Origin of the sequence: Bacillus solimangrovi, assembly GCF_001742425.1 — a bacterium.
In the GTDB taxonomy this organism is placed as follows: domain Bacteria; phylum Bacillota; class Bacilli; order Bacillales; family Bacillaceae_N; genus Bacillus_AV; species Bacillus_AV solimangrovi.
The window spans coordinates 135,030-160,286 of record NZ_MJEH01000022.1 but is presented as its reverse complement, the minus strand read 5'-3'; the positions used below and the strand labels follow the sequence as shown (position 1 = coordinate 160,286).

Below are 25,257 nucleotides of genomic sequence, written 5' to 3'. Positions count from 1 at the left end.
TTAATACTTAAAAATAGAAACATTTGTAGGATATAAACTCAACTTATGTTAGATATTTTGAATTTCACTTAAGGTAAAAGTTTGTTGTAAATGCTTTTGTAATTTAGATAGGTAGACATCAATATCAGGGTTATGCATGACATCATAAAGTGCAAAGGTAGGTAAAGGAGTCATTCCAGTAAATTGTTGAAGTTTATGCACATGAAAAAATAGATCATCAATGGATTTTCCATCGAAAAATTTTTCTTTATTACCAAATGAATATTCAGGGGCATTCATAGTAAGTGAAAACATGTATTTTTTTCCTTGTAACAAACCACCATGACCATACTCAGTATCGAGGGTTACAAAATGTTTTAGTAGCTCGCTAAAATATTTTAAAAAAAGTAACGGTAAATTAAAGGAATGCACGGGACTTTGATAAATAATGACATCCGCCCAATTGAATTTTTCTTGCTCTTCCTTAATATTGTAACCTTCTTGGACTATTGTAGTTTTTATTTCATGATTATGTTTTTTAAATTCTTGGATCATTTTCTGAATCATAGTGCTGTTTAGCCTACCAGGAGAGAAATCATAATACTCATGTCCATTTACGATAAAAATTTTGCTCATTTTTACCATTCCTCCTTCGATTTTTTGATTATTTGGAGAATTTTATATACATCTCATTTCATTAGAGGTGCTAAGTGAATCATATCAAGGAGAATTACCAAAATGAAGAAATTATATGTTATAAAGTTATAACTAAAAGTTATAACACTGTAAAGGAGAATGAAGTCATGAATTTACAACAATTACGGTACTTTGTTGAGTTGGTAAACTGGAATAGTTTGTCAAAGGCAGCTGAAGCGTTATATATATCACAACCAGCATTAAGCAAGCAAATAAAGAATTTAGAACAATTTTTGGGTTTAACATTATTAAATAGAACAAGTAAAGGAATAGAGTTAACAGATGATGGAGAACGTTTATTTCATAAAATCAAACCAATATTAATTGAACTTGATTCAATAGTGCAGGAGATGAGTAGCAGAAGAAAATTAAGAGTGGGTGCATTAATTTCTATTGGATCTTATTTCTTTTCTTCAAGAGCGAATAAGGAGAATTCTTATCAGTACTCAATTGTATTTAGAAGTACTACTACAGAATTATTACATTTACTTCTCAATAAAGAACTAGATGCAGTGATCGTACAAGATGTTGAACAGTTTCTGCACTTAAAAAGCAAGTTGATCTTCCAAGAAGAATATTTAGTTGCCTTATCAGAAACAAACCAATTAGTTGAACAAAAAGAGGTTGAATTATTAGATTTAATAGAAGAGAAGATCTTTATTCCATCTTCAAGTTGTGAGTCAAGTGATTTAGTACAAAAAATATTTAAGTCCTGTGACATCAACCCAAAAATCTACAAGGAGGTTCAAACTGATTCACTATTAAATTATGTAGGTGAGGGTCAAGGGATAGCATTTTTCCCTTCTATACAAGCTCAAAAAAATACCAAAAAAAATATTGTATTTAAAAAAATAAAAAAGAAACCTTTGGTTAGATCATTCTACTTATTGACACATTCAAACAAGGATACAGAGTTGATGGGTCAAGAACTAACTAATTTATTAAATTTGTGAGTTAGGAAGCACTTGTTCGTTTAAAATATTGATCAACTCATTATTTATTTCGAGTCATATACTAATTTCTGTTATCTTTAATTACTTTGACCTTTTTATTTAATTCCAAAACCTTTTAAAACTAAACCGCACAGATTTAAAAAATAGGGAAGGTACCTTATTAAATTACCGTGATCGATTTGGGAAGTTCATTGACTCTCATTGAAACTCAAATTTTTCAAGTCTTAATAATTTTTTTCTAATGTTTCTTTTGCATTTTTATCATCAAAGAGAATTTGATATACAGCATTGAAAATTGATAGTTCAGCATCACACTGAAACTTCTTTGTTTCCCTTCCTGTATCGTTTATTTTATGACTAGTAATAGTGTATTGTATCTCGTAAATATTATTTTTATTAGTATCGTAACAAGATTACATGACTGCTAATTCTCTAAAATTTTAAAACCTTTTTTCATTTAATTAAGGGATGTATAAGTAAAAAGACACATTCTACGAAAAAGGGTTAATGGTTAAATATATAGAGGAATATTCCGATGTTCCCGAAATAACCCGTTCAAAGACTAGGTAACAACTATTTTTTTTCTATCCATGCTTTCCGAAAGTCATCATATCCAAAAGCTTCGAATTTAGTACTTTGAATTAAATGATGAAACATACGTTGAATGATTGGGTGATATTGATACACAATAAGATGCTCATTTCTTAAATATTGCTCAACTTTATCTATCCATGCTTCCCGTTTATTGAAATCTGGTTCATATTTAATATGTTCAAGGAAATTTTCAATGATGTGTAAGTGCTCTTGGTTAATAAATCTTTGGAAAATATTTGATTTATTATAAAACGAATCTAAAAACGAGAAATGATAATCATCTGATGTCACCTCGCCTGCAAAAAGTAAATCAGCTTCTTGTTCAATGGTTGATGAATAGAAATCATCCATTTGAAAGTAAATACATTGAAGTTGAACACCTACTGAAGAGGCTTCCTTCATAAACCATTCGGCCTGTTCTTTTTCATCAGGGGTGTCTCTTGAATATATCATTAATGTTTCACCTTGATAACCTGATTTCTGTAGTAACGATTTTACTAGAGTTTTATTTTTAGATTCTTGATGTGATTTCCACGGAAAATAGCTGGATGCTTCTATGAAATTTGTTCTGCCTAGATCCTCCCACATTTGCTTCATATCTAGTAGGTGAAATAGTGCTGACCTAAAGGAATGACGTTGGACAATTGATGGTCGCTTTAAATTAAAGGCAAGAAATCGAAAACCTACTATCATATCTTCCTTACTTATCGTTTCTTCTTTTTTCTCTTCTCCTTTGAGTTGAATTGTCATTGTAGTATTTGTTTCGCTAGGCAAAAGATAAAATTCAATCTCATCGATTAACGGTCTTTCAAGGAAATATTGATCAAACGCCTCTAGCACAATCATCGTATCAGTACGTTTTTTTAGTTGAAATGGACCTGTGCCAATCCATTTGTTTTCATCAAACGGTTCATCCTCTGGAAGAATAGAAAAATGAATTGTACTCATATACCGACTGAAAAGTGGATTTGATTGAGATAAATGAATCCGAATAGTGTGTGGAGAAACGCATTCAATCATTTTGATATCTTGTACGATCCAATTTAGAGAAGATGATCCGCTTTTTAGTCTTTCAATTGTATATTTTACATCACCACTATGTAAATAACGTTGATGATGAAACTGAACCCCTTTCCTTAAATAAAATGTCCAAGTTCTGTAGTCATTGTCAGTTTGCCAACGATGGGCGATATGTGGGTAAATGGTATCCGCCTGTTGATCATAGATAACAAGTGTACTTCCTAATTGTTGAATCAAATAGTTTTCAAAATCAATAGCAGAGTATTGTGGATCTAAGGTGACCATTCTTTTAAAAATTGCCAATCGTAATACTTCCTTCGATTGATGTGTCGTTTGAATACCAAACAGTTTATTGACTTCTTTTGATACATTAGTTACCCATGATTTTGGAATAGGTAACTGTAACAATTGAAAGATACTCTCGATGTGGTCGTGTTCAATACATTGTAATACAGCGTGCTCAAATTCTTGTTGAAAGGTATTTGTAAAATTGATGCGAGATGGGTTTCCTCTCCCTCTACCGGGGTGATAAGTACATCTGCCATCTTCTACAAATCTTTTAATTTTTATTTTGACATTTTTCTGATTACAATACCAAACTTGTTCAAGCTCCTTAAGCTTGAATGTCACTGTTTGTTTTATTTCCCTAGGATATAAATAGCCTCGCATTTGAAAATACGCTAAATCCTTCATCGTTTGCTCCTTTCTTTGAAAAAGGGGTCGTAATAAGTTAGATTAAACCCTTTTTATCAATCTATGTATAAAGCATAATAATTTGTAAACGGTATGATACTTCTAATTTAAATTAAGGAGTGGAAGTGATGGAGTTAAAAACCGTATTATCTATTATCGTTACAGTTTTCTTTTGGGCATCTGCTTTTGTCGGCATCCGGGCAAGTCTTGAGGATTTCTCACCACAAAACTTAGCTTTGCTAAGATTTTTAGTTGCATCATTAATATTTTTTGTTATTGCATTTTTCAAGAAAATACGTATTCCAGAAAAAAGTGATATGATCCGAATTTTTCTCTCAGGATTCATCGGTATTGCATTGTATAACTTTGCATTAAACTATGGTGAACAAAGAATTGAAGCAGGAATTGCGAGTTTTATTGTCAACACAGTTCCAATCTTTTCAGCATTATTTTCTATGTTTTTTCTTCGAGAGAAATTCTATCTGCGACAATGGGTCGGATTCCTCATAAGTCTCTGTGGAATTATTCTTATTGCCTATCGTCCAGAAACAGACTTTACCATTGGGGTAAGCGTTTTTGTTCTACTGTTTGCAGCAACTACACAAGCAGCGATGTTCACCTTACAAAAGCCACTTACGAAAAAGTATTCTCCTCTAGAATGTACAGCTTACGCTATTTGGAGTGGAACGTTCACACTATTATGGTTTGGATCTGGTCTTTTGAATGAAATCTATGCTGCTTCAATTAGTAGTACTGTAACAGTTATTTATCTCGGTATATTTCCAGCTGCAATTGCTTATTTAACATGGGCTTATGTGTTATCACGATTATCTGTATCTGTTGCTACAACATTTTTGTACCTTGTACCCGTAGGAGCTACATTAATTGGATGGATCTGGTTACGAGAAATACCTACTTTATTATCTATCGGTGGAGGTATACTCGTCATTATAGGAGTATTCTTTGTAAACCAAAACATTAGAACAAGTGAAAAGGGTAAAAGGATTCATATAGCTTCATTATACAAATAATGTGGATCTATTAATTATGGTGCTATTTTGTTGTTATATATCCTAAATTGTTTTCGGATAGATTGTTGCTTTTATTAAAAATATTATCACTTATTTAGCTAAAGTTCAGGGTACCTTCCCACCATAAAAACGATGAATTACACTATCAGTATAAGATTTTTTACGAGGGCTTCAGTGATGAAAAGCTTAAACAACATCTAACTTAAAATAGGATTGTTACTCCTGAAAAGCGTATGTAGTAGATGCGAATTTCTATACACACGCTTTCTTCATTAACTTGTTCTTTGCTTTGTATCTTCCATTAAATCATTATCCTGTTTAGAAAATGAAGCTAATAAGTAATATATTCCTGGGATAACTATTAACATGCCAACAATTGCAAAGATTTGACGTGTATTTAATTCAAATAATGGAGCGGAAGCAAACAAAATACCTAATGGCATCGTAACTCGCAAAAATAGTAATCGCACTGCACTTAGTTGGGTTAAACGATCTCTGGGGGCTTCTTGCTGAAAAATTGCTGAGCTTTGGGCATTGAACAGGGGAAATAACATTCCTCCAAATAATTCACAAATCCATGCTAAAGGAATGAGGTTTACAAAATACAGCAGTATGAATGAAATACCTCCTCCGATTAAACCGAAGTACATAGTTTGATAGTTTTTTGGTAATTTCGAAAGTAAAACCATACCTATAGCATAACCAACTGGGAAAGTTCCAGCAAAGATTGCATATTCCCAATGTTGACCATTAAGATCTCCACGAATAAAAGGAATACTCAAAACCAATGTTGCTCCAACTGCAAATTGAACTATTGAAGAAAGAATAGTGAGTCGCAATAGATGTGGATATTTAAAGAAAGTACGGTAGCCTTCTTTCATTTCTTCCCACCAAAACTTTTTAGTCCATGTTGCAACTTTCTTCGTACTTAACTGAGGGATGATTGAAAGTGCTAGAAAACTAGTTAGAAACATAACTGATGAAACCCCATATATAATATGCATAGGAATGAGCAACAAAAGTAATGAAGTTATTCCAGGAGCAATAAAGCTCATAAGCCGAATAGTTCCGTCTAGTAATGCATTTGCATGAATAAGTTCTTTTTCTTTACATATTTCAGGAAGAAGTGAAAAAGATAGACTTGCGTATATTGGTTGCAACAAACCTAATATAAATTGTAAAATGACTAATCCTATAATTGTTCCTATATCTGTTCCACTGAAAGCACCGACTAGCGGAAGTAAGTAGGCACCTGCACGAATCAACTGAATGTTTCGAAGTACTTTTTCTTTTATAACATGATTTAGGAACGGAGCACTTACCCCCTGTAATATTAATGAAGGAATAAAATATACAAACCAAAGTAAGCCCATCCATTCCTTTGAACCAGTCAGTTCATACAGAAGCAATCCATTTATAATTCCTCCAGCTGCTCCACCAAACTCTGAAACAATTTCACCAATCCAAAGTGCTTTAAAAGACTTAGAGTAGGTCTTCATTGTAGACCTTCAAGGTACTGAGAAAGTTTTCCTGAAAAATCGTTTATTTGGCTTGCGTTTGCGGAATAGATTCCTTTATCAACACTAATAAATTTTGCTGCTTTTATTATAGAGAGCTGATGATGTAATGACGTTTTAGATGTATTAAAATGAATGCTCATTTCTTGAAGAGATAAAGGACCTTTAAGAAGCTGATATATTATTTTTAAGCGAAGTTCGTCTCCTAATGCTTTATGACCACGTATTAATTCACTTGACGGAACACCAGATTCTAAGAAATATTCGTCTTTCAAAGGGTAGAAGAAGAGTTTAGTATCATGTGTACGTAGTTCTAAGATCCATGGACGATATGAAACATGTGGTATTAATTTAACAGTCCAGATAGAAGGCTCAGGAATATACTTAATTCCACCCGTAATTCGTTCAATTTCCTCAGTTGGGTTTAATATATCTAGTGTATTGTATTGTTTTTGATCAAAAGTAAGTGCTTGAATCCATTTTTCCCATTCTTCATGTTGTGTTACCCATTTATACCAACTATTTAAAGTATCGTTGAATAATTCACAAATATCATGATGAGAGTAGCAAGCAAGATGACGAATATATCCACTTAAGTAATCGTGAGATTCAAAATATGTAGCATACTTCTCGAATAACTCAACTTGTTGATGGTTGGTGGCTGTCATTTTTCTTATCGTTTCTGCATCTCGATTATTATAAGGTAATAGTGTGTCATAGAAGTAATCAATTGGCATCTCTGCAAGACGCTTTGAAAAATCTTGAATAGATGGTGATGATAGTTCGTTTTGGAGCATGATCATTCCATACCAAAAATTAGTATCTTGGATGATTTTTAACTGTTCTACTAGTGAGGATGGCATAGAATCTTTGTCTAATGTCCATTTTTCATCTAAATTGAATGTATGTCGAAGTTTTGCATGTGTGTAACCTGCAATACCAAGAATCACCTCCCAAACAGATAATGATTCTACTTGCAATGAAATTGTTTCGGTTGACTGAGGGGGATAAAGACGTTTCATAACAGAACCTCCATTTTATGTATTTTCTTAATTCTAAATTATCGAAAAGTAAAATTCAATATATTTTGAATAATAAAAAGGTGAGGTAGTCATTAATATCTCCAATTTGATTATTTTTTTCGAGAATTAATATAATTGAAAATTAGATAGAAAACTATAACGCCTATTATCCTTGTATAATCTATCGAACATCTACAAATGTATGTAGTAGACTGTAATAATTCTCAATTAACAAGATCGTATTGGTAAAATTGGTTTTCATGTTTGCCAAATAAGTAAGCTAATCAATATTTTTATTTCTAACAAATTTATATTACAAAAAATCTATTGTTAGTTTTCATATCTGTATTTGTAATAAAGTTTCATAATATACAGAGTTAACTGTAAGTTGGGTCTATTTGTATATATAAATCATAGTCTCTTACCATTGTTTGTGATTTGGAAAAATTCTAACAGGCTGTTAGTTAGAATAAAACTACTTACAATCTTTTCTTGACGGCTCCCTTTCTATCAACTATAATTCATCAAAATACGATAGAAGGAAGGGATAAGCTAGTTTTTGTATAGTAATTTTGGCTACATGCTCCAATAATATTGATAATTATAAATTGTAAATGTTTTGATATTCAACAACTTTTAACCACTAAAAAGGAGCATGTTCAAGCATAAGTTTCGATGTTGTACAAAAACATACTATTGTTTTTAATTTGTATAGTATAAGTAATCTATCGCTAACTGATTTCATTTTTGAGATAGGCTAGTTAAGATCTCATTCAATAGTCGTACAAATATATCATTCTATGATCTGATCCAACTACTTAGATCATCTTAGTATAATGAAATCAGCTCGTATTGATGAGAAACTTGTCTAACTTAAAACAAGAAATTGTTTACAGTTACTTTGAGCGTACATACTCGGAGGGAGGAGTGTAAGTTGGAAATAAGAAGAATTCACCCAATTAGTCTAACAATTATTATAGGTACACTCTTTGCACGGATGGCTACATTTATGACAATCCCATTTCTAGCAATCTATTTAACGTCTGCAAAGGGTGTTAGTCCTGGTTATGCTGGAGCTATTATTGGGGTTAGTTCGATAGTAGGTTTATTTGGTAGTTTCGTTGGTGGTTATTTATCAGATTTATATGGGCAAGAAAAGGTGATGAAATATTCTATTTTTATATGGATATTTGTTTTTGTCGGTTTTGCTTTAGCTGATAGTGTCATGATGTTTTTTATATTGAATGCTTTAAATGGTTTATGTCGTTCTTTTTTTGAACCATCTTCTCGTGCTTTGCTCTCGAAAGTAACTAAGCCAAAAAATAAACTGTTGGTGTTTAACCTTCGATATGCAGCCATTAATGTCGGTGCTGCAGTAGGCCCCTTAATTGGGTTAAAGATAGGAAGTTCATCTTCAACTTCTGCATTTTTTGTAACAGCAGTCGTATATACTGTTTACTTTATTGTTCTAATTGCGATGTTTTCTTTGCATTCAACTAATAATAGTTCTGATTCAAGCTCAAATGAAAGGGTAACGATGGCAAAAGCTTTGAGGGTACTAAGTACTGATCGTGTATTTTTATTTGCAGTCATTGGTTTAATGGTTGGGGTTTGTGGTTATTCTCAATTTAGTTCGACTATCCCTCAATATTTAGCCCACTCGCCATTTTTTCAAAATGGTGTAGAAGTGTACTCTTATCTAATTGTGTTTAATGCTGTAACAGTATTAATTGTTCAATACCCAGTAACAAGGATAGGAAAACGTTATTCGGCACTAATATCTATTATGATTGGAACGTTAACTACCTCTATAGGGTTACTAGGTTTTGCATTTTTTACTTCAGTGCCGTTATTGTTTTTATCAATATTCGTATTTACTGTCGGTGAAGTAATGATGTTTACAATGACAGATTTATTTGTTGACCAAATATCACCACATGATATGAAAGGGTTGTATTTTGGAGCTATGGGTTTCACTGCAATCGGAGGATCGTTTGGCCCTTGGATTGGGGGACTTATGCTCGAGTATTTCGGTTATACGAATAATTTTGCTTTATTTAGCGTGTTGACACTATTCCCTTTGCTAGGATTTCCCGTTCTTTTATATGTTAAGACTTTGATGACGTCAACGAAGAGGAAAGTAGAATTTAGTCTTTGAACAGATATTAGTTGAAGGCAAAGGAGAGGTTAGGGATAGAAATTTACTTACTTGTGATCATAAAAGTGTTGTTATGTGATTGATAGTTCAAGCCTTTCTGTCCTTAACCATTCGCTACGGATGATAAACTTGTAAACTTAATAATTTGACTAAACTTAACACATGTATTCAACAAAAATTACTTATTTGAGAAACTTTAATGACACCTCATAAGGAATGACCCATTTCCTATAAACCAGTGATATTAATATATACTCAATCAAAATACATCGTCAGATCTAAAAGTCAATAAACTTATAATTGTTGAATAAAAGGTCATGGTATAGAGTGTAAAGCGAATAATGATGGATAAATCAATTATTCGCTTTTTTCGTAGATAACTTAAGGGGTGGAGTTATTAGGAAATTCAATATTATTAGAGGTATCATTAACTCAGAAATAATCGGTGGAAAATAGTTGATACAGTATTTGAACAGTTATAATAAAAGTTATTGATTTTTATAAGTTGTTTTAATAGCGTCATACGAAGAAATTTGTTTAGGAGAATTATATAAACGTATATGCAGAGGAGGATATTGATGAAAATTGAACATATAGCGCTATGGACAAAAGATATTGAACGGCTAAAGGGTTTTTATATCAAATATTTTGATGCTACAGCTAATTTGAAGTATGAAAATAAAACAAAAAGGTTTGAATCTTATTTTTTGTCTTTTGATTCAGGATGCCGATTAGAGATTATGCAAAAATCTTCGATTCCAGACAATAAAAATGATTCAATTGAGGAATATATAGGACTCATACACTTTGCTATTTCCGTAGGAGAAAAGGGAGCTGTCGATTCATTAACAGAACTGCTAAGGTCTGATGGATATACAATTATCAGTGAACCTAGAACTACTGGGGATGGATATTATGAAAGTGTCGTGTTAGATCCAGATGAAAATCGAATAGAAATAACAATTTGAGTATATAAGGATTGTTAAGGTGAATGGTATAACTCTTTAGCAACCATTGAGGGGGTTATAGCAAAGGGATGCCGATATTCTAATATGAAAAGTGGATGATAATGTAGTAAAAAACTTCATTCATCATATTCGAGGAATGATTTTATCTATGGATAACTATTAACAATGGCTAGTTATGATTGATTAAGTCATGTTTAACCTCTACCAAATCAAAGAAGGTTCTAATGAAATATCGCTAATTAGAACCTGTTATTACCTCGTTATGTTACAACTGTTTCACATGTATAGTTCACTATCAATGAAATTATTCATTCGTTTTAAGTGTAAACATGTTGAATTTTCTTATGATTGTAGCTGGATTTCCTATTGTAAGGGAACGATGATCGTGGGCGTTGATTAAAATGGCATGAATAATATTGTTTGTTATCACATTTTAAATAGTGTCAACTGACTATAGATTCTCACTTTAAACTTTAGGAGAGTATACGTAGTTTTATTGAGTAAGGAAGCTTCATTTTAAACATATAGTATGTTCTAAATAATAAGGGAGGTTAGTTCAATACTATTAATTTTTGTGATTATATAAGGTTTTTCAATATTAATACATTTTTCTGTTAGGGCTGTACAATCATTAGTGTAGGGAAATGAAGTTATGGCTAGTGAATTGTCCTAGTGAGGGAATGATCTATTTCAGATTGGTTTCGTCGATTGTGCTAATTACATTATACAGTTATGGTGACATTTCCTTTTTTATGTCCTGTATCGACGTATCGATGAGCTTCAATAATTTGTTCCAACGGATAATTTCTATCTATTACAGGCTTTAATACTCCTTTTTCAATAAGTTGTTTTAGATAAGCTAAATCCTCAGCTTTCTCAGGAGGTTTTTGCCCAACTATGATTTTCTTGTTGCTTATTAAAGAGGTCCACATCATTCGTAGGCTTTTTACTGGAGCAGTAACATTTAAATAAATTCCATCTTTGTTCAGTGATCGGTTACAAATAGAAAATGGGCATTTATCAACTGCTAATAAAATCACATCATACATTTCAAGTTTTCTTGTGAAATTTTCCTCAGTGTAATCAATTACCTTATCTGCTCCTAAAGATTTTACTAATTCTAGATTTGCACTGCTGCATACGCCAGTAACCTCAGCCCCGAAATATTTTGCCAGTTGTATAGCGTATGTGCCTACACTTCCAGAAGCTCCATATATAAGAATTTTTTGTCCGTTCTTAATGTTACATTTTCTGAGATAGTGTAATGCTGTTCGGGCTCCTATAGGAATAGCTGCTGCTTCTTCATACGTAATATTTGATGGTTTTAAGGCAATTGGTCCATCTTCAGGAAGGCATTTATACTCAGCGTATGCTCCAAAGTTTTCAAGTGTAGCTGCAAATACTTGATCACCTTCTTTGAATAACTTAACATCCTTTCCAACAGATTCAACTTCACCAGCTAGTTCAACGCCAAGAATCGGATTTTTAGGTTTTGTAAGACCGAGGGTTAATCGAGCAGGGAGCCAGAAAGAAGGTGGAATTGTGAAACTTCGCATTCTGAAATCAGCAACTGTAACTGTGGTTGCTTTTACTTTTATGCATAGTTCATTATCTTTAGGAGTAGGTTTTTCCACCTCATTTAACTGAAGAACCTCGGGTGATCCATATTTTGTGCATATAATTGCTTTCATAGTATCTCCTCCATATTTTTTCGTAAGAACTCATCAACTAGCGTCATAGACTTTTTTCAACCATTCAACAACACTCTTTTTCTCGTTTTCATGTAATTCCTCTACATTTCTCATATTTAATATTTTGCCATTTCGAATAACAACAATCATATCCAATAGAGCTTCAACTTCTTGAATTTCATGAGTAGTTATGATTACAGTTTGTTTATTAAGATCGATATATGATAACAAACCTTTAACTACAGATTCACGTACCATAGGATCTAATCCTGAGAAGGGTTCATCCAAAAGAATATATGGGACATCTCTAGCTAAAGATAATACAATTTTTAAACGACCTCTATTACCTTTTGATAGATTTTTAACTTTTTGATCTGGAGCTAATTTCATAAACTCCATAATTGTATATGCTTTATCTAAATTAAAATCTTTAAATTGAGTAGCAAAGAAATCAATCGTTTGCTTTACAGTATATATCGTATAATAGGCATCAAGTTCAGATAAATATGTTACGATTTCACTGATCTTGCGGTTTGCTGGAGAATTGTTAACCTTTACTGTTCCTTTTGTAGGGCGTATTAATCCCGCCATCAATTTCAACATCGTTGATTTCCCACTACCATTCTCTCCGATGATGCCAATGATTTTTCCACTTGGTAACCGAAGGTCTACGTTATTTAATGCATTTTGAGATAAATAACTTTTTGATACATTTTCAAAAGTAATCATCTTACTCGTCCTCCCCAATAATGTATTCCTGTAACCCATTGACCATTTCTTTTTTACTGAATCCCATCTCTGTCATTTGCTCAATAAACCTTGAGATGTGGTCGTTTTTCAACTCTTCTCTCAAGCTGATTAGCTTAGCTTCATTGGTAGTAACAAATGTGCCTTGACCTCGCTTAGTTTCCACAATATTCATCCTCTCTAATTCACTGTACGTGCGTTGTACAGTATTTGGATTAACACCGGATTCAATTGCCATTTCACGAACTGATTTCAATTTTTCCCCTGCACGTAATTCATTCCTTACAATTTTATGATTAATTCGATCTGCTAATTGCATATATATCGGTTTAGTTGCTTGGAAATTCTCCATATTTATACCTCAACTTTCTTCTCAATCATCCATGCTGAAAGAACGAATAACACAATCCCAAGTAAAGTATGAAACAAATCTTCTCCTAAATAACCAATAGTGCCGAATTCTTCAAAACTTATTTGACCAAAGTTTTCTATAGCTACAAGTTTGGGAATATCAATCGAATATTCACCCCATAACACCATTTGAGCGTATAGATCAGTAAATTCCATTCTTGAAAAGCTCCAAAAGAATAGAAAAATAAAAACAATAATGCTTAATATACTCCATTTTCCTATTCGGGTTTTAAACATATGATAAACGGTCCAAAAAAACATGAAACAAACACTTAAAAAGAGTGACGTTAAAATCAAGTGACTAAACAAATAGAAGAGTAACTTAGTGAAATCACTAAAATAATACGTTAATTCTGAAAAATATGGCGTGAAATTTATTATCAAAAAGATACCGATTAAACTTAGAGACATAATTGCTGCAATAACTCCATTCACTAACTTACTTCCTAACAACATATAAGCGGATTGCGGATTGTGGAGCCACAAATGCAGTTGTTTACGTTCTTTATTTAAACTCATTAAAATGTAAGTACCTATGAAAAAAACATGTACTACAATAGTAATGAAGAGGGGGATGAATTTAAAGAAATCGTATTCATTCATCATCCAATCAATATGAGGTTGTTGACCAGAGTTGGTTTTACTTAAATAAAAGTACCAGCCAGAAGCAAACGCCATCACATCAAGCAACAAAAACACTAACAGTCGGTTTTTCATTAACAAGAAATCTTTCTTTAACAAGGCTATCCAAGAATTCATAAACATCCTCCTTAATTTTGTATTAATGTGTTGTTGTTTTAGTGTTCTAGTTGAATAATACACTAGATGTATTAAAATGTCAATATTGTCCTTTTTAAATGGGTGATCTAACTAATGTGGAATATTAGAATAAACATATAGATAAGGATTGTTGAAGATAGTCTATGAACATGAAAAAGCAAATAGAAAGGAAATTCTAGAGGGGTTATTGAAGAGTAAACATAAAGTTATAATGAAATGGAATTATAACTAATAAAATATAGTGTTGTAATTAATTTACTAATAATTTCATCAAAGGTTTGTAATAATTGACTAATTCAAAATAATAACTTCAATGTCAGAACGATAAAAAGAACATATGAAGGAGATGGTATCATGGGAATGGACTCAACATGGACTGAAGTGGATATGTATTTTATTAATAAATTAATAGCATTCGATTCAAATTTCGATTACGTATTAAAAAATAATAAAAAAGCTGGTTTACCTGAGATTGATGTTTCACCTACTCAAGGTAAGCTATTACATCTATTAGCAAAGATGAAAGGCGCAAAAACGATATTAGAAATTGGGACGCTTGGTGGTTATAGTAGCATTTGGCTTGGTAATGCATTGCCAGATGATGGATGTCTCGTTACGCTAGAATATAATGAAAAACATGTAAAAGTAGCTAATGAGAATATAAAAAAAGCAGGACTTGATCATAAAATTAAGATAATTGAAGGACCAGCGCTTGAGACACTGCCTACTCTTGAATCAAAAGGATTCACTAGCTTTGACTTCATTTTTATTGATGCGGATAAACCAAGTAACCCTTATTATTTGAATTGGGCACTAAAACTTTCTAAGCCAGGAACAGTTATCATTGTAGACAATGTAGTACGTAACGGACATGTTGTTGACAGTGAAGGTGTAGATCAAAGTGTCTTAGGTACTCGTCAATTAATTGATCTCTTATCTGAAGAGCCACGGATTGATGCAACTGCAATTCAAACAGTCGGTTCAAAAGGATATGATGGTTTTGTTATTGGTATCGTAAAAGAGTAATTGTCTAAAAAAATGGTAGTAATCTAATTTTAGTAGGTTTCATTTTATAGAAATTGTAGAGTATTAAATAACAATACATGAAGTGAAAGGAAATAAAAGATAGAGGTGATAAAGGTTGTTAGAACGTTCGATGGTAAGAATAAGGCGAATTAACAGTGGAAAGGGAGTGATATAAAGGAGAGCATTCATTGTTGTTGCTCTTCTAATTAAAACAAAGGGAGAGTATATAATGAACAATAATATTACAATCAAAAATGATGGTTTTATATTAAACATTTGCATAAAAGGTTCTGGAAGTCCGGTATTAGTAGTAGGAAGTAGTATCTACTATCCTCGTCTATTCTCAAATGAGTTATATAAGAATTTTCAGTTTATCTATATGGACCATAGGGGGTTTGTGAAGTCTCCAAGAAAGCTAGAACCCGAAGACTATACACTAGATAAAATTTTATCAGATATTGAAAAAGTAAGAACTACATTAAACTTAACTACCTTTAGTATTCTTGGGCATTCTGGACACGCTTTCATGGCATTAGAGTATGCAAAAAGGTATCCAAACAATATTGAAAAAGTTATATTGCTGAATTCTGCTCCGTCAAATAGCATGCAAAGACAAAAGTGCAGTCATGCATTTTTTGAGAAAGATGCTATCGAGGAAAGGAAACAAGTACTATCTAAAGAGATGGAATTATTGCAGAGAGATATTGAAATAGAGCCTGAAAGAAGGTTCTCTTATATGTGTATACGAATGGGAGCTATGAGCTTTTTTGATTACAACTTCGACTCAGCTTACTTGTGGAAAGATGTATACACGAACATGGAAATTATCGACTACTTATGGGGAGTAGCTTTTTCAGATATAGATATAACTAACGGTTTAGAAAAGTTAAACAAACCTATTCTATTAGGACTTGGTAGGTTTGATTACTTAGTTGCTCCAATAACTTTGTGGGATTCAATTATCATTAACAACACTCAGGTAAAGAAAGTAGTGTTTGAAGAAAGTGGTCATAACCCTATGCTTGAAGAGGAATTTCAATTTAATGGGGTTCTTACTAAATTTCTAAAAGACGAAAATGAATCCAGATATTAAGTTTGTTATTTGTTCATTCCTTGGAGGCTATTAACATTTCGTAACAGAAGTATCTAAGAAACTATTTAAGGCATATTTATTTTTGAATAATAAATATGCCATTTCTTCATTATTTGTATGAATAATAGATTTGTTAGGGGTTAACTTTTTTGAAAAAATTGAAGAGGACGTTAAAAGAATGTCTTAATTAGATAATTGTCTCCAAAATAATTGAGTTAATTATTCCTGTTGTATAATTAATTCTCTAATAAATTCCACAATCTCCTCCATGTTCATTTTACGAGATCCTTTCACTAAAAAGGTAGTATTTTCTGTTCGTTTTGCTAGCTCATGTTTCAACATTGTATGGTTTGCAAAATGACCTGCCCGTTCGGGAGGGAAACCAGCTGAAATAGCACAATTATAAATCATTCTTGCCTGTCTTCCATACGTGAATAAATAGTCTACTTTTTTATTCACTAAATATTCTCCTATTTCACAATGAATAGATGGAGAAGACTTACCTAGTTCTAACATTGAGCCAAGTACGACAACATTTTGAAAGGTACTGATGTTCTCTAGGACATCAATTGCAGCCTTTAGCGCATTAGGATTAGAACTATGACAGTCATCAATTAGGAGAACATTTTCAGAAAGTTTATCAACTGTAATCCTTCTCTTCGGTTTCATAAATTTTGCGAGTCCATTTTGGATTTCTTCGATAGAAAGCCCTTGTTCGTAAGATACGGCTATTGCAAATAAAGCATTGTATACATTGTGATTACCGTAGATAGGGATATAAATGGGGAATTTTTTGTTATTTATCGTCACCTCAAATTTCATTCCATCAAGACTATAATAAATGTTTGAAGCAATGTAATCGCATGATTGGTTTGTTCCTATCGTCCGAATCGTTCCTTGGAAAGCTTCAGTATTTAAGTATTGAGAATTTTCATCGTCATCGTTTACGTATAACACCCCGCTTGGCTCCATTCCAATAATAAGTTCTGACTTTGCTTTTGCTACCTCTTTTACATCTCCATTGAAATGACCCATATGGGCAGTCCCTACATTTGTAATAACGCCAACTGAAGGTTGTAATTGTTTGCAATGTTTTTCAATGTTTTTGTAATAACTCATCCCATATTCCACTACTGCTACCTGATAGACTGATTCCTTTAATAGATCTGCATGTTCACGAGTATGAACATGTGTATTTCTACTATTGGCAGATTCGAACACTTTCCATCTTTCTCTTAAAATAGAGGCAATCATCGACTTAGTTGTCGTTTTCCCTGCACTACCCGTAACTGAAATAATCTTAGGTGATATCTTTTGTGTATCAGCAGGTAACCTACCGCCAGAACCCAAAGTTTCGATATCATTATTTGTAAGATGAAATTTAATTTCAATTGCCGCCAGTTGAACATTAACTCTTGCTTGCTCTTGGTTAATTCCAGTTGCAACAATATGTCCTTGGTAAGACATAGGTGTGATAATAGTACGTTTTTTTGAAGAGGTGTATACTTCGAGAATAAATGGGTATTTCAGAGTCTTTCTCTTACCAGTAATTTTTCGTAATGTGCCTTCTGAATCTACTGATAGGTGCTGGAGAATAGCTGGTTTAATGGAAGTTGGATTAATTAATGGTTTCCGTCCCATAAAGAAATTAATCCGTTCTTTTAGAAGGTTAATGGACGTTCCGTACTCGATGATCTTATTACATTCGAAATGAATACCACCTGGACGTACAGAGATAATTTTCCAACCTAGACTGCTTCTCTCCCATGTTAATTGATAAAAGCCATCTGGTAATGCGGAGAGATTTACTATCTTATTGTAAGCGTTCTTTAATGAGTGTTCTGTATCGACTTGTAACTCGAAACTTTTTTGCTGATTCCATATTACCTCTTTAATAATTGCAAAGAGGTAATTGTGTCCTTCTTCAATTAATATTTCAGTGTAATAGGTGTGTGAAGATATGTTCTGATCGTTTTCAGATGTTGTTGAATATTCATACGGATCAATTAATGAGGGTAATTGAGATTCTCGTTCCTGATGAGAATTAGGTATAGTAGCAACCTTATCAATGAATGATGCTACTTTTATATCTTCTTTAATTTGAGTAATAATTTTTTGATGTTCATTTGTTAATCCTACTAAAATGATTTCTTTCTTTCCTTCTGACTTTAATTTTTGAACATACTCTTTTACCGTATCTACTCTGATGGATGGCAGTTTAATAAAGAAATCAGGTTGTACTAGAAATGATTTTTTTCGTCTAGTTTTTTTATGCAAAAGGATAGCTGTTGCAACTTCTTCTTTGATATGTTTGATGAATTCGTTAATAATAGGTGTTTCATTATCTAGAATGACAAAGGTTTTCATCATACATTATTCCTTTCTTTAAATTCTTTTGAAAATCCAAAATCAAATAGGGTAGTTACATCATTCATTAAAGAACTTATTGAAGGTTCACCCATCACCACAGCAAGTAATCGATGTTTTTGTAGTTGTGCCGTAGCTGCGATACAGAACCCGGCTTGTAATGTTCGTCCTGTTTTTAACCCATCAACTCCTTTGTAATTTCCTAACAGTTTATTTGTATTGCTAATCGTCTCCCAATGATTATTTATTTTGATATTTATTAATTGTCGCCTAGTTAAATTGAGAACAGGAGTCATCTTAACTAATTCTTCTGCTAGTGTACATACATCTCTTGCTGAAGAATAATGAGCGTTTGCATCCAGACCATGAGAATTCTGATAATGTGTATTTTTCAAACCTAATTGTTTTGCTCTATCATTCATCCTTTCGATAAATAATTCATACTGAGGAGCTGTATGCGTTGCTAATGCAACGGCAGCATCATTCCCAGAAGCAATGAGTAAGCCTTTTAATAAATCATGAATGGTAATTTTATCTCCGTGATTTAGTTTAATCCTTGATCCTCTTATTGAAGCAGTATGATCGGTAACCTCTACGATTTCGTTTAAGTGTAAAACACCTCGTTGTATATCTTCATAGATAAGTAATGCTGTCATCATTTTTGTAAGACTGGCCATTGGTCGCCTTTCATCAGCATTTTTTTCAAATAAGATTTCATTTTCATCCACATTAATAAGAATCGCTGCTTTAGCTAACATGTTGTAATCTTTGTTCATTGTTCAACCTCTCTGAAAATTTATAGTTATACTAAAATATTCTATAATGACTCTTTTAGTGTGGGTTTTGTAGTCTTGTAAAATGAAATAACTGCCTAGTCCTATTTAAAAAAAGTAATAATATATTGTAAGTGAATTTAAGTTTTGAAATCTAATTAATTTAAGTGGAGCTGTTCACCTTGAAATCGATAGTATTTATTGAGACGAATAAATCGGGTTCTTCACGTGAAGCAATAAAAGCTGCAAAAGCTTTAGGGTTTAACACCCATTTGTTAACCAAAAATGAGGAATTTCATAGTCAAAAGCACGATTTTCCTGATATTGATGAAATTCACTTAGTAAACGTAAGCAACGAATCTGAAGTAGATCAAGTTGTTAAGCAAATAACAAAACACTATTTTGTAGCTTTTGTGATAAGCTTAGTTGATTCGTATGTCTACCTTTCAGCAAAACTGTCGAATAAGTATTGTCAGACACAGCTGTCTCATGATGCCATTAAAGTAATGGAAGATAAGCTATTAACACGTACCTGTTTACAAAATAAAAGTTATTCCCCTTGGTTTATCATTTTTCATAAACAGGATTCTATTGAACAACTTCTAAATAAAATAGAGAAGCGTTATCCGTTGATTGTAAAGCTCCCAAAATCATGTGGTTCTAAAGATGTTTTTCTCATTCATTCGGAAAAAGAACTAACTGAGCAACTTCATCGTTTACAGAAAGTAAACGACAATGACATTATACTAATTGAAGAATTTTTGCAGGGCCCACAAGTAATCGTTGAAACGATTGTTCATAAAGGAGAAGTCCGTGTCGTTGCAATAGTTGAACAAGACATTTTGATAGGGGAGAGATTTATTGTAACAGGCTATAGTATCTCACCGACACCTTATGAAGAGCAACTTAACACCATTACGACTGCCATTATGAATGATCTAAAGTTTACACAGGGTCATTGCCACTTAGAATTACGTTTAGTTAATGATGAGTGGAAATTGATAGAAATTAATCCACGGATAGCAGGTACTGTTATGAATGATTTGATTTATGAAGCATATGGATTTAACTATGTTGAGCAGATTATAAAAATGACATTAGGTTATGAACCATTTCTCTATAGAATTTGGGAGGAATGTGCATTTGCAAAATTTATTACAGTTTCTTCAATCGGTAAGCTTATTAAAGTGACTGGAAGAAATAAAGCATTGAAAGTACCTGGGGTTACGAAAGTATTTATTAAACCAAAAAAAGGGAAGGTACTTAGACCACCTTTGTCAATGGGGCATAGATATGGGTACGTATTAGCCAAGGCAGGGACTAAACAAGAGGCGGTAGGAATCGCAGAAAAGGCTGCTAGTCTAATTCAATTCCATCTTTTATCTAAGGAGTAGTGTTAATAATTCCAACTATTTAAGATTAGGTCGATTATTTCTGATGATAGCACCTAAAGTACTGATTATTTTTTTGCGATGTGTTTAATATAAATTTATGAACATCCTAAGAAATAGAAGAACAATTCAAAGTCACAGCATAAAACATAATCTAATTGTGCCCAATATATTGACTCGAACTCACATCATAAATAAAATAGAGGATTTATTTTTGTCCTCCTTTTTTCTAGTTTTATTAAATGGTCATTCTCAACATTACATTCTTAATCTTTTCGTATAATCCTCATGAGGTCTCTTATATGTTATGTAATAACTCGTTGTATATTTTAAGATGTAAGTATAGGAAATAGTTATTCTTATTGATTTCATACTTGTTTTTCATTTAAACTGAGAGACACATATGGAATTATCGTTTTATTATTGGAGAGAACGTACATGAATAATCAAAATCAAGAAACATATGACATTATGGAAGTATGTTTACTAGCTGGGAAAGTAATGTTGCAAAGTGGAGCTGAGACTTATCGAGTTGAAGATACGATGACAAGAATAGCAAGTGCATTTGGAGTAAGGGAATCACATAGCTTCGTTACACCAACAGTCATCATTTTTTCGATTGAAGGACTAGATCCTACTAAAACAAAGTTAGTTAGAGTATCAGATAGGACGACAGACTTACATAAAGTGACGTTAGTTAACAGCGTTTCTCGGACAGTGACTAGTGGACAGTTATCTTTAGAACAAGCATATCGATCTTTAAAGGAAATTGAAACAACAAACTATACGTTTCCACTTACTTTGCAGATTGTCGCCGCTGCGCTTATTGGTGGTTGCTTTTTAATCATGTTGAATGGAGAATGGCGTGATTTTTTACCAGCATGTATTGGTGGTGGAGTAGGTCTCTTTTTGGTAATTTATTTTCATAAGCTAGTGCCGATTAAGTTTTTCGCTGAGTTCTCAGCTTCAGTTGTTGTTGGCTTAATATCATTATTGTTTGTGAAAATAGGACTCGGTTATGAATTAGATAAGATTATTATCGGCTCACTCATGCCACTTGTACCAGGGTTGCTTTTAACAAATGCTGTTCGAGACTTAATGGCAGGACACCTTATGTCAGGGATTGCAAAAGGAGCTGAAGCTTTCTTAACTGCATTTGCAATTGGTTCAGGTATAGCCGTTGTATTCATATTATTTTAAATTAGGAGATAAGCTCTAATGTTTATTGAACAAATGGTATTAAGCTTTATCGCATCCACTGCATTTGGTATCGTATTTAATGCACCAAGAAAATCATTAATTAAGTGTGGATTCGTTGGTATGTTAGGCTGGATGATCTATGTTTCATTAACGTATTACGGAATAGATGCTATTTTTGCTTCTGTTGCAGCTTCTTTTGTAGTTGCTGTTATGAGCCAAGTTTTTTCTAGAGTGTACAAAACACCAATTATTGTTTTTATCGTCTCTGGAATTATTCCACTAGTACCTGGTGGACTCGCTTATGATGCTATGCGTAATTTTGTTCAAAATGATTATAATACGGCTATTAATTTAGCTGCTAAGGCGTTTATGATTTCAGGAGCAATTGCGATAGGACTAATTTTTTCTGAAGTGATAAATCAAGTTATTAGAAGATCGAAACTGACAATAAATAAGACAGGTTATACGAAGTAAAAAAGGTGAAAGCTGAGCATTATTCATTCTTTGATTAGTTTCTTATATATGGTCTTTACTATTAGAAGTCAGAACCGATATTAGGTTCTGATTTTTTACTGTGTGAATATGTTGATAAAGTAATACTTTTAATGATAAGTTTGATTTATTTACAATGATGAGAAACAAATGAAATAATTCAACTTTGTCTAGAAAATGATCTTAATTGTCATTATAAAGGTTCACAAGCAATAGGTGTTACAAGTATACACAGTTAAAGTGAAATGATATGATAATAAGAAAATATAACCAATATAGGAGTGGTGATTATGATAGGAAGTGCAACTATTCCTTTGAGAAGATTAGGTAAATCAGATATACATATCTCTGCATTAGGTCTTGGTACGTGGCAATTTAGTAAAGGGAATGGGATGGTCGGTCGCTATTGGCCTGTCTTAGAAAAACAAGAAATTCAAGAAATCGTAAATATTAGTTTGGATGGTGGGATTAACTGGTTTGATACTGCTGAAGTATATGGTAAGGGCAAATCAGAAGAAGGTCTAGCAGATGCGTTAAATAGTGTTGGGGAAAAAGCGGATGATGCGCTTATCGCAACAAAGTGGTGGCCAGTTATGAGAACAGCAAAATCTATTCCAAAGACAATCGATGAGAGACTGGATGCTCTAAAAGGAAGAACAATTGACTTGTATATGGTTCATCAACCATATTCATTTTCAAGTGTTCGAGCAGAAATGGATGAAATGGCTCGTTTGTTAAAAGACGGAAAAGTTCGTACAGTGGGTGTGAGTAATTTTAATGAAGAGAAGATGAGAGAAGCACACCAAGTGCTAGCTAATCATGGGTACCCACTTGTCTCCAATCAAGTGAAATATAGTTTAGTAGATCGTCGAATCGAGAAGGACGGAACTCTAGATGCAGCGAAGGAATTAGGAATTACACTTATTGCATACTCTCCATTAGAACAAGGGCTACTTACTGGTAAGTTCCATAAAAATCCAGATTTAATAAAGAAAATGTCAGGACCAAGGAAACATTTTTCAACTTTTAAACCAGCGACGCTTGAACGAACAAAACCACTAATCGATCTACTCGATAGACTTGCTGATGAATACAACGTTACAACGAGTCAAATCGCTCTCAACTGGCTCATTCATTTTCATGAAGATACAGTTGTAGCGATACCTGGAGCAACGAAAAAACATCATGCTGAAGAAAATATTGGAACACTTACATTTAAATTGTCACAGGAACATCTTGATGAAATTGATATGGTTTCTAGGGATGTTTCAATAAAATAAACTCAGTTGGGGGAGCATATCAATCCCCCCTGAGTTTATTTGTTATTGTTCTATCTGAAACTGTTTTAAGACGAGAAGACATATTATTGTTTCAGAGTCGTTTCTTTTTCAATTGTTGTACCTTTCCATAAGTCATGATTCTCCAAAGCCATTCAAATGGTCCGAATTGGAATCGACGAAGCCACATATAACTTGTCATTACTTGAACAGGATATATGATAATCGTAATGATAAGACTTTGCCACAATGTGACCTTTCCGAATAACCCAAACCAATAAAATATGATGAAGCAAATGATTGTTTGAAGAAGATAATTAGTTAATGCCATCTGACCGACATATCGGAGTGGATGCAACAACTGCCTCCATGTATGTTTCTCTAGTAACAAAGTAATGGATGTGATGTAGAAAACTGATAGTGTCATTCCGCTTGCGTTCATTAATACGAAATACTGTGATTTAAGCATAGTCGATATTTCCAACCAATGGGTAAAGATATATGTCATCAGAATTAATGTAGGAACGCTTAAGAGAAAACTAATTAGTTGAGTTCTTTTGAGCAGTTTTTTAAACGTATCTACATTACGAAATATATCTAACTTTCCTGCGTATAAGCCGAGTAAAAACATGCCAAAAATATTGATGCTATAAGGAATGTTTCCAACTAATGGTGGGATCTCATTTGCGAATCTCCAAATTAACAGCTCTCCATAAGGTAGGGATTGATAAGCTTGTAATTTTTCATATAGAGCGTGAATTTCTACATTATTTATTTCCCCACTTTGAACATTGAGTATAACCAAAAACAATAAATACCCAACCAATATGACTATAGTCCATATTAAAACTGTCTTTGTCGTCCTTCTATAAAAAAGAAGCAGAAAGAAACCTAGGATTGCATATGTGTGTAAGATATCACCGTCCCAAAAGAAAACAATATGAAGTACTCCAAACAATAGTAATGCTAATAACCTTTTTGTAAATAAACGATTAACATTTTCACCGCGTGACTCAGCACGTTTCATAAAAATGTAAAATCCAAGCCCAAACAAAAATGAAAATATTGTGTAAAATTTCGTTTGTATAAATAGGTCAAATATTAGTCGAATGTTTAGGTCAATTCCACTGTATAAAAATAAATCACTTCCACTAAAAGAAGGCATATTAACTAATAAAATACCAAATAAGGCAAATCCGCGAATGATATCTAACGCAATAATTCGTTCTTTCCCCATAATTGAATCATTTTGCACCGTAACTTCTCCTTAAACAAAGTATAAATTAAGTATACTGGAAAAAATTATCTAATTGTGGTTATAGTCAAAAAATTAAAGAAAAATTCTTGACCTTGACATTAATGTTAAGGTCTATATTAA

21 protein-coding genes are annotated in these 25,257 nt (G+C 32.7%); 10 read left to right on the top strand and 11 right to left on the bottom strand.

The annotated features are described in order from the left end of the window. Positions 1-48: 48 nt before the first annotated feature. On the bottom strand, positions 49-615 hold the full coding sequence (locus BFG57_RS09450; protein WP_069717233.1) for an NAD(P)H-dependent oxidoreductase: 567 nt from the start codon (positions 613-615) through the stop codon (positions 49-51). A gap of 167 nt (positions 616-782) precedes the next feature. Here BFG57_RS09450 and BFG57_RS09445 point away from each other — a divergent pair, with 167 nt between their 5' ends. Beyond that, positions 783-1,628 carry a LysR family transcriptional regulator gene (locus BFG57_RS09445; protein ID WP_069717232.1) on the top strand — a complete coding sequence of 282 codons (846 nt, stop codon included), beginning with the start codon at positions 783-785 and terminating at the stop codon, positions 1,626-1,628. 573 nt (positions 1,629-2,201) lie between these two features. On the opposite strand, the gene BFG57_RS09440 is transcribed toward BFG57_RS09445, so the two are convergent. Continuing rightward, a complete protein-coding gene (locus BFG57_RS09440) occupies positions 2,202-3,935 on the bottom strand; it encodes an ABC transporter substrate-binding protein (protein WP_069717231.1) in 1,734 nt (577 codons plus the stop codon). Positions 3,936-4,063: 128 nt separating this feature from the next. Between BFG57_RS09440 and BFG57_RS09435 the strand changes: the two genes are divergently transcribed. Next, positions 4,064-4,966: a DMT family transporter gene (locus BFG57_RS09435; RefSeq protein ID WP_069717230.1), complete on the top strand. Its 903-nt coding sequence runs from the start codon at positions 4,064-4,066 to the stop codon at positions 4,964-4,966. 272 nt (positions 4,967-5,238) lie between these two features. On the opposite strand, the gene BFG57_RS09430 is transcribed toward BFG57_RS09435, so the two are convergent. Beyond that, positions 5,239-6,465: an MFS transporter gene (locus BFG57_RS09430; RefSeq protein WP_069717229.1), complete on the bottom strand. Its 1,227-nt coding sequence runs from the start codon at positions 6,463-6,465 to the stop codon at positions 5,239-5,241. After that, the gene (locus BFG57_RS09425) at positions 6,462-7,505 is read right to left on the bottom strand and encodes an ArsR/SmtB family transcription factor (protein ID WP_069717228.1); all 1,044 of its coding nucleotides are present in this window, start codon (positions 7,503-7,505) and stop codon (positions 6,462-6,464) included. Before BFG57_RS09425 ends, BFG57_RS09430 begins: the two co-directional genes overlap by 4 nt. A 934-nt stretch (positions 7,506-8,439) precedes the next feature. Between BFG57_RS09425 and BFG57_RS09420 the strand changes: the two genes are divergently transcribed. Continuing rightward, entirely contained in the window at positions 8,440-9,663 is a 1,224-nt protein-coding gene (locus BFG57_RS09420; protein WP_069717227.1) for an MDR family MFS transporter, read from the top strand. Between the two features lie 578 nt (positions 9,664-10,241). Then, the gene (locus BFG57_RS09415; protein ID WP_069717226.1) at positions 10,242-10,631 is read left to right on the top strand and encodes a VOC family protein; all 390 of its coding nucleotides are present in this window, start codon (positions 10,242-10,244) and stop codon (positions 10,629-10,631) included. A 722-nt stretch (positions 10,632-11,353) separates the two neighbouring features. On the opposite strand, the gene BFG57_RS09410 is transcribed toward BFG57_RS09415, so the two are convergent. From BFG57_RS09410 to BFG57_RS09395, 4 genes are read right to left on the bottom strand one after another with little or no spacing between them, the layout of a single operon-like run. Next, positions 11,354-12,322, bottom strand: a complete 969-nt coding sequence (locus BFG57_RS09410; protein WP_069717225.1) for an NAD(P)-dependent alcohol dehydrogenase — start codon at positions 12,320-12,322, stop codon at positions 11,354-11,356. 33 nt (positions 12,323-12,355) lie between these two features. Then, complete coding sequence (locus BFG57_RS09405) at positions 12,356-13,051, bottom strand: ABC transporter ATP-binding protein (protein ID WP_069717224.1); 696 nt, start codon at positions 13,049-13,051, stop codon at positions 12,356-12,358. 1 nt (position 13,052) lies between these two features. Next, on the bottom strand, positions 13,053-13,421 hold the full coding sequence (locus tag BFG57_RS09400; protein WP_069717223.1) for a GntR family transcriptional regulator: 369 nt from the start codon (positions 13,419-13,421) through the stop codon (positions 13,053-13,055). Positions 13,422-13,423: 2 nt separating this feature from the next. Further along, positions 13,424-14,239 (bottom strand): hypothetical protein, encoded by an 816-nt coding sequence (locus tag BFG57_RS09395; RefSeq protein WP_069717222.1) that lies wholly within the window; start codon positions 14,237-14,239, stop codon positions 13,424-13,426. 375 nt (positions 14,240-14,614) lie between these two features. On the opposite strand from BFG57_RS09395, the gene BFG57_RS09390 reads away from it, so the two are divergent. Both BFG57_RS09390 and BFG57_RS09385 read left to right on the top strand, forming a co-directional pair. Continuing rightward, a complete protein-coding gene (locus BFG57_RS09390) occupies positions 14,615-15,286 on the top strand; it encodes an O-methyltransferase (RefSeq protein WP_069717221.1) in 672 nt (223 codons plus the stop codon). 229 nt (positions 15,287-15,515) lie between these two features. Next, positions 15,516-16,379, top strand: coding sequence for an alpha/beta fold hydrolase (locus BFG57_RS09385; RefSeq protein ID WP_069717220.1), 864 nt, complete (start codon positions 15,516-15,518; stop codon positions 16,377-16,379). 219 nt (positions 16,380-16,598) lie between these two features. Here BFG57_RS09385 and BFG57_RS18355 read toward each other — a convergent pair whose 3' ends face one another. Beyond that, a complete protein-coding gene (locus tag BFG57_RS18355; RefSeq protein ID WP_175428315.1) occupies positions 16,599-18,746 on the bottom strand; it encodes a Mur ligase family protein in 2,148 nt (715 codons plus the stop codon). Then, complete coding sequence (locus BFG57_RS09375) at positions 18,746-19,522, bottom strand: D-alanyl-D-alanine carboxypeptidase family protein (RefSeq protein ID WP_069717219.1); 777 nt, start codon at positions 19,520-19,522, stop codon at positions 18,746-18,748. The genes BFG57_RS18355 and BFG57_RS09375 overlap by 1 nt, the downstream gene beginning before the upstream one ends. A 179-nt stretch (positions 19,523-19,701) precedes the next feature. Between BFG57_RS09375 and BFG57_RS09370 the strand changes: the two genes are divergently transcribed. From BFG57_RS09370 to BFG57_RS09355, 4 genes are all read left to right on the top strand, one after another. Continuing rightward, positions 19,702-20,913 (top strand): ATP-grasp domain-containing protein, encoded by a 1,212-nt coding sequence (locus tag BFG57_RS09370; RefSeq protein ID WP_069717218.1) that lies wholly within the window; start codon positions 19,702-19,704, stop codon positions 20,911-20,913. 435 nt (positions 20,914-21,348) lie between these two features. Further along, a complete protein-coding gene (locus tag BFG57_RS09365) occupies positions 21,349-22,110 on the top strand; it encodes a threonine/serine exporter family protein (protein WP_069717217.1) in 762 nt (253 codons plus the stop codon). An 18-nt stretch (positions 22,111-22,128) separates the two neighbouring features. Then, positions 22,129-22,584, top strand: a complete 456-nt coding sequence (locus tag BFG57_RS09360) for a threonine/serine exporter family protein (protein ID WP_069717216.1) — start codon at positions 22,129-22,131, stop codon at positions 22,582-22,584. 308 nt (positions 22,585-22,892) lie between these two features. Then, positions 22,893-23,882 (top strand): aldo/keto reductase, encoded by a 990-nt coding sequence (locus tag BFG57_RS09355; RefSeq protein ID WP_069717215.1) that lies wholly within the window; start codon positions 22,893-22,895, stop codon positions 23,880-23,882. 91 nt (positions 23,883-23,973) lie between these two features. On the opposite strand, the gene BFG57_RS09350 is transcribed toward BFG57_RS09355, so the two are convergent. Then, a complete protein-coding gene (locus BFG57_RS09350) occupies positions 23,974-25,134 on the bottom strand; it encodes a DUF418 domain-containing protein (protein ID WP_245676729.1) in 1,161 nt (386 codons plus the stop codon). Positions 25,135-25,257: the final 123 nt, after the last annotated feature.

Coding starts and splice junctions, on each gene's coding strand:
- BFG57_RS09450 (WP_069717233.1), bottom strand. CDS start 615: ATGAGCAAAATTTTTATCGTAAATGGACATGAGTATTATGATTTCTCT.
- BFG57_RS09445 (WP_069717232.1), top strand. CDS start 783: ATGAATTTACAACAATTACGGTACTTTGTTGAGTTGGTAAACTGGAAT.
- BFG57_RS09440 (WP_069717231.1), bottom strand. CDS start 3,935: ATGAAGGATTTAGCGTATTTTCAAATGCGAGGCTATTTATATCCTAGG.
- BFG57_RS09435 (WP_069717230.1), top strand. CDS start 4,064: ATGGAGTTAAAAACCGTATTATCTATTATCGTTACAGTTTTCTTTTGG.
- BFG57_RS09430 (WP_069717229.1), bottom strand. CDS start 6,465: ATGAAGACCTACTCTAAGTCTTTTAAAGCACTTTGGATTGGTGAAATT.
- BFG57_RS09425 (WP_069717228.1), bottom strand. CDS start 7,505: ATGAAACGTCTTTATCCCCCTCAGTCAACCGAAACAATTTCATTGCAA.
- BFG57_RS09415 (WP_069717226.1), top strand. CDS start 10,242: ATGAAAATTGAACATATAGCGCTATGGACAAAAGATATTGAACGGCTA.
- BFG57_RS09410 (WP_069717225.1), bottom strand. CDS start 12,322: ATGAAAGCAATTATATGCACAAAATATGGATCACCCGAGGTTCTTCAG.
- BFG57_RS09405 (WP_069717224.1), bottom strand. CDS start 13,051: ATGATTACTTTTGAAAATGTATCAAAAAGTTATTTATCTCAAAATGCA.
- BFG57_RS09400 (WP_069717223.1), bottom strand. CDS start 13,421: ATGGAGAATTTCCAAGCAACTAAACCGATATATATGCAATTAGCAGAT.
- BFG57_RS09395 (WP_069717222.1), bottom strand. CDS start 14,239: ATGAATTCTTGGATAGCCTTGTTAAAGAAAGATTTCTTGTTAATGAAA.
- BFG57_RS09390 (WP_069717221.1), top strand. CDS start 14,615: ATGGGAATGGACTCAACATGGACTGAAGTGGATATGTATTTTATTAAT.
- BFG57_RS09385 (WP_069717220.1), top strand. CDS start 15,516: ATGAACAATAATATTACAATCAAAAATGATGGTTTTATATTAAACATT.
- BFG57_RS18355 (WP_175428315.1), bottom strand. CDS start 18,746: ATGAAAACCTTTGTCATTCTAGATAATGAAACACCTATTATTAACGAA.
- BFG57_RS09375 (WP_069717219.1), bottom strand. CDS start 19,522: ATGAACAAAGATTACAACATGTTAGCTAAAGCAGCGATTCTTATTAAT.
- BFG57_RS09365 (WP_069717217.1), top strand. CDS start 21,349: ATGAATAATCAAAATCAAGAAACATATGACATTATGGAAGTATGTTTA.
- BFG57_RS09360 (WP_069717216.1), top strand. CDS start 22,129: ATGTTTATTGAACAAATGGTATTAAGCTTTATCGCATCCACTGCATTT.
- BFG57_RS09355 (WP_069717215.1), top strand. CDS start 22,893: ATGATAGGAAGTGCAACTATTCCTTTGAGAAGATTAGGTAAATCAGAT.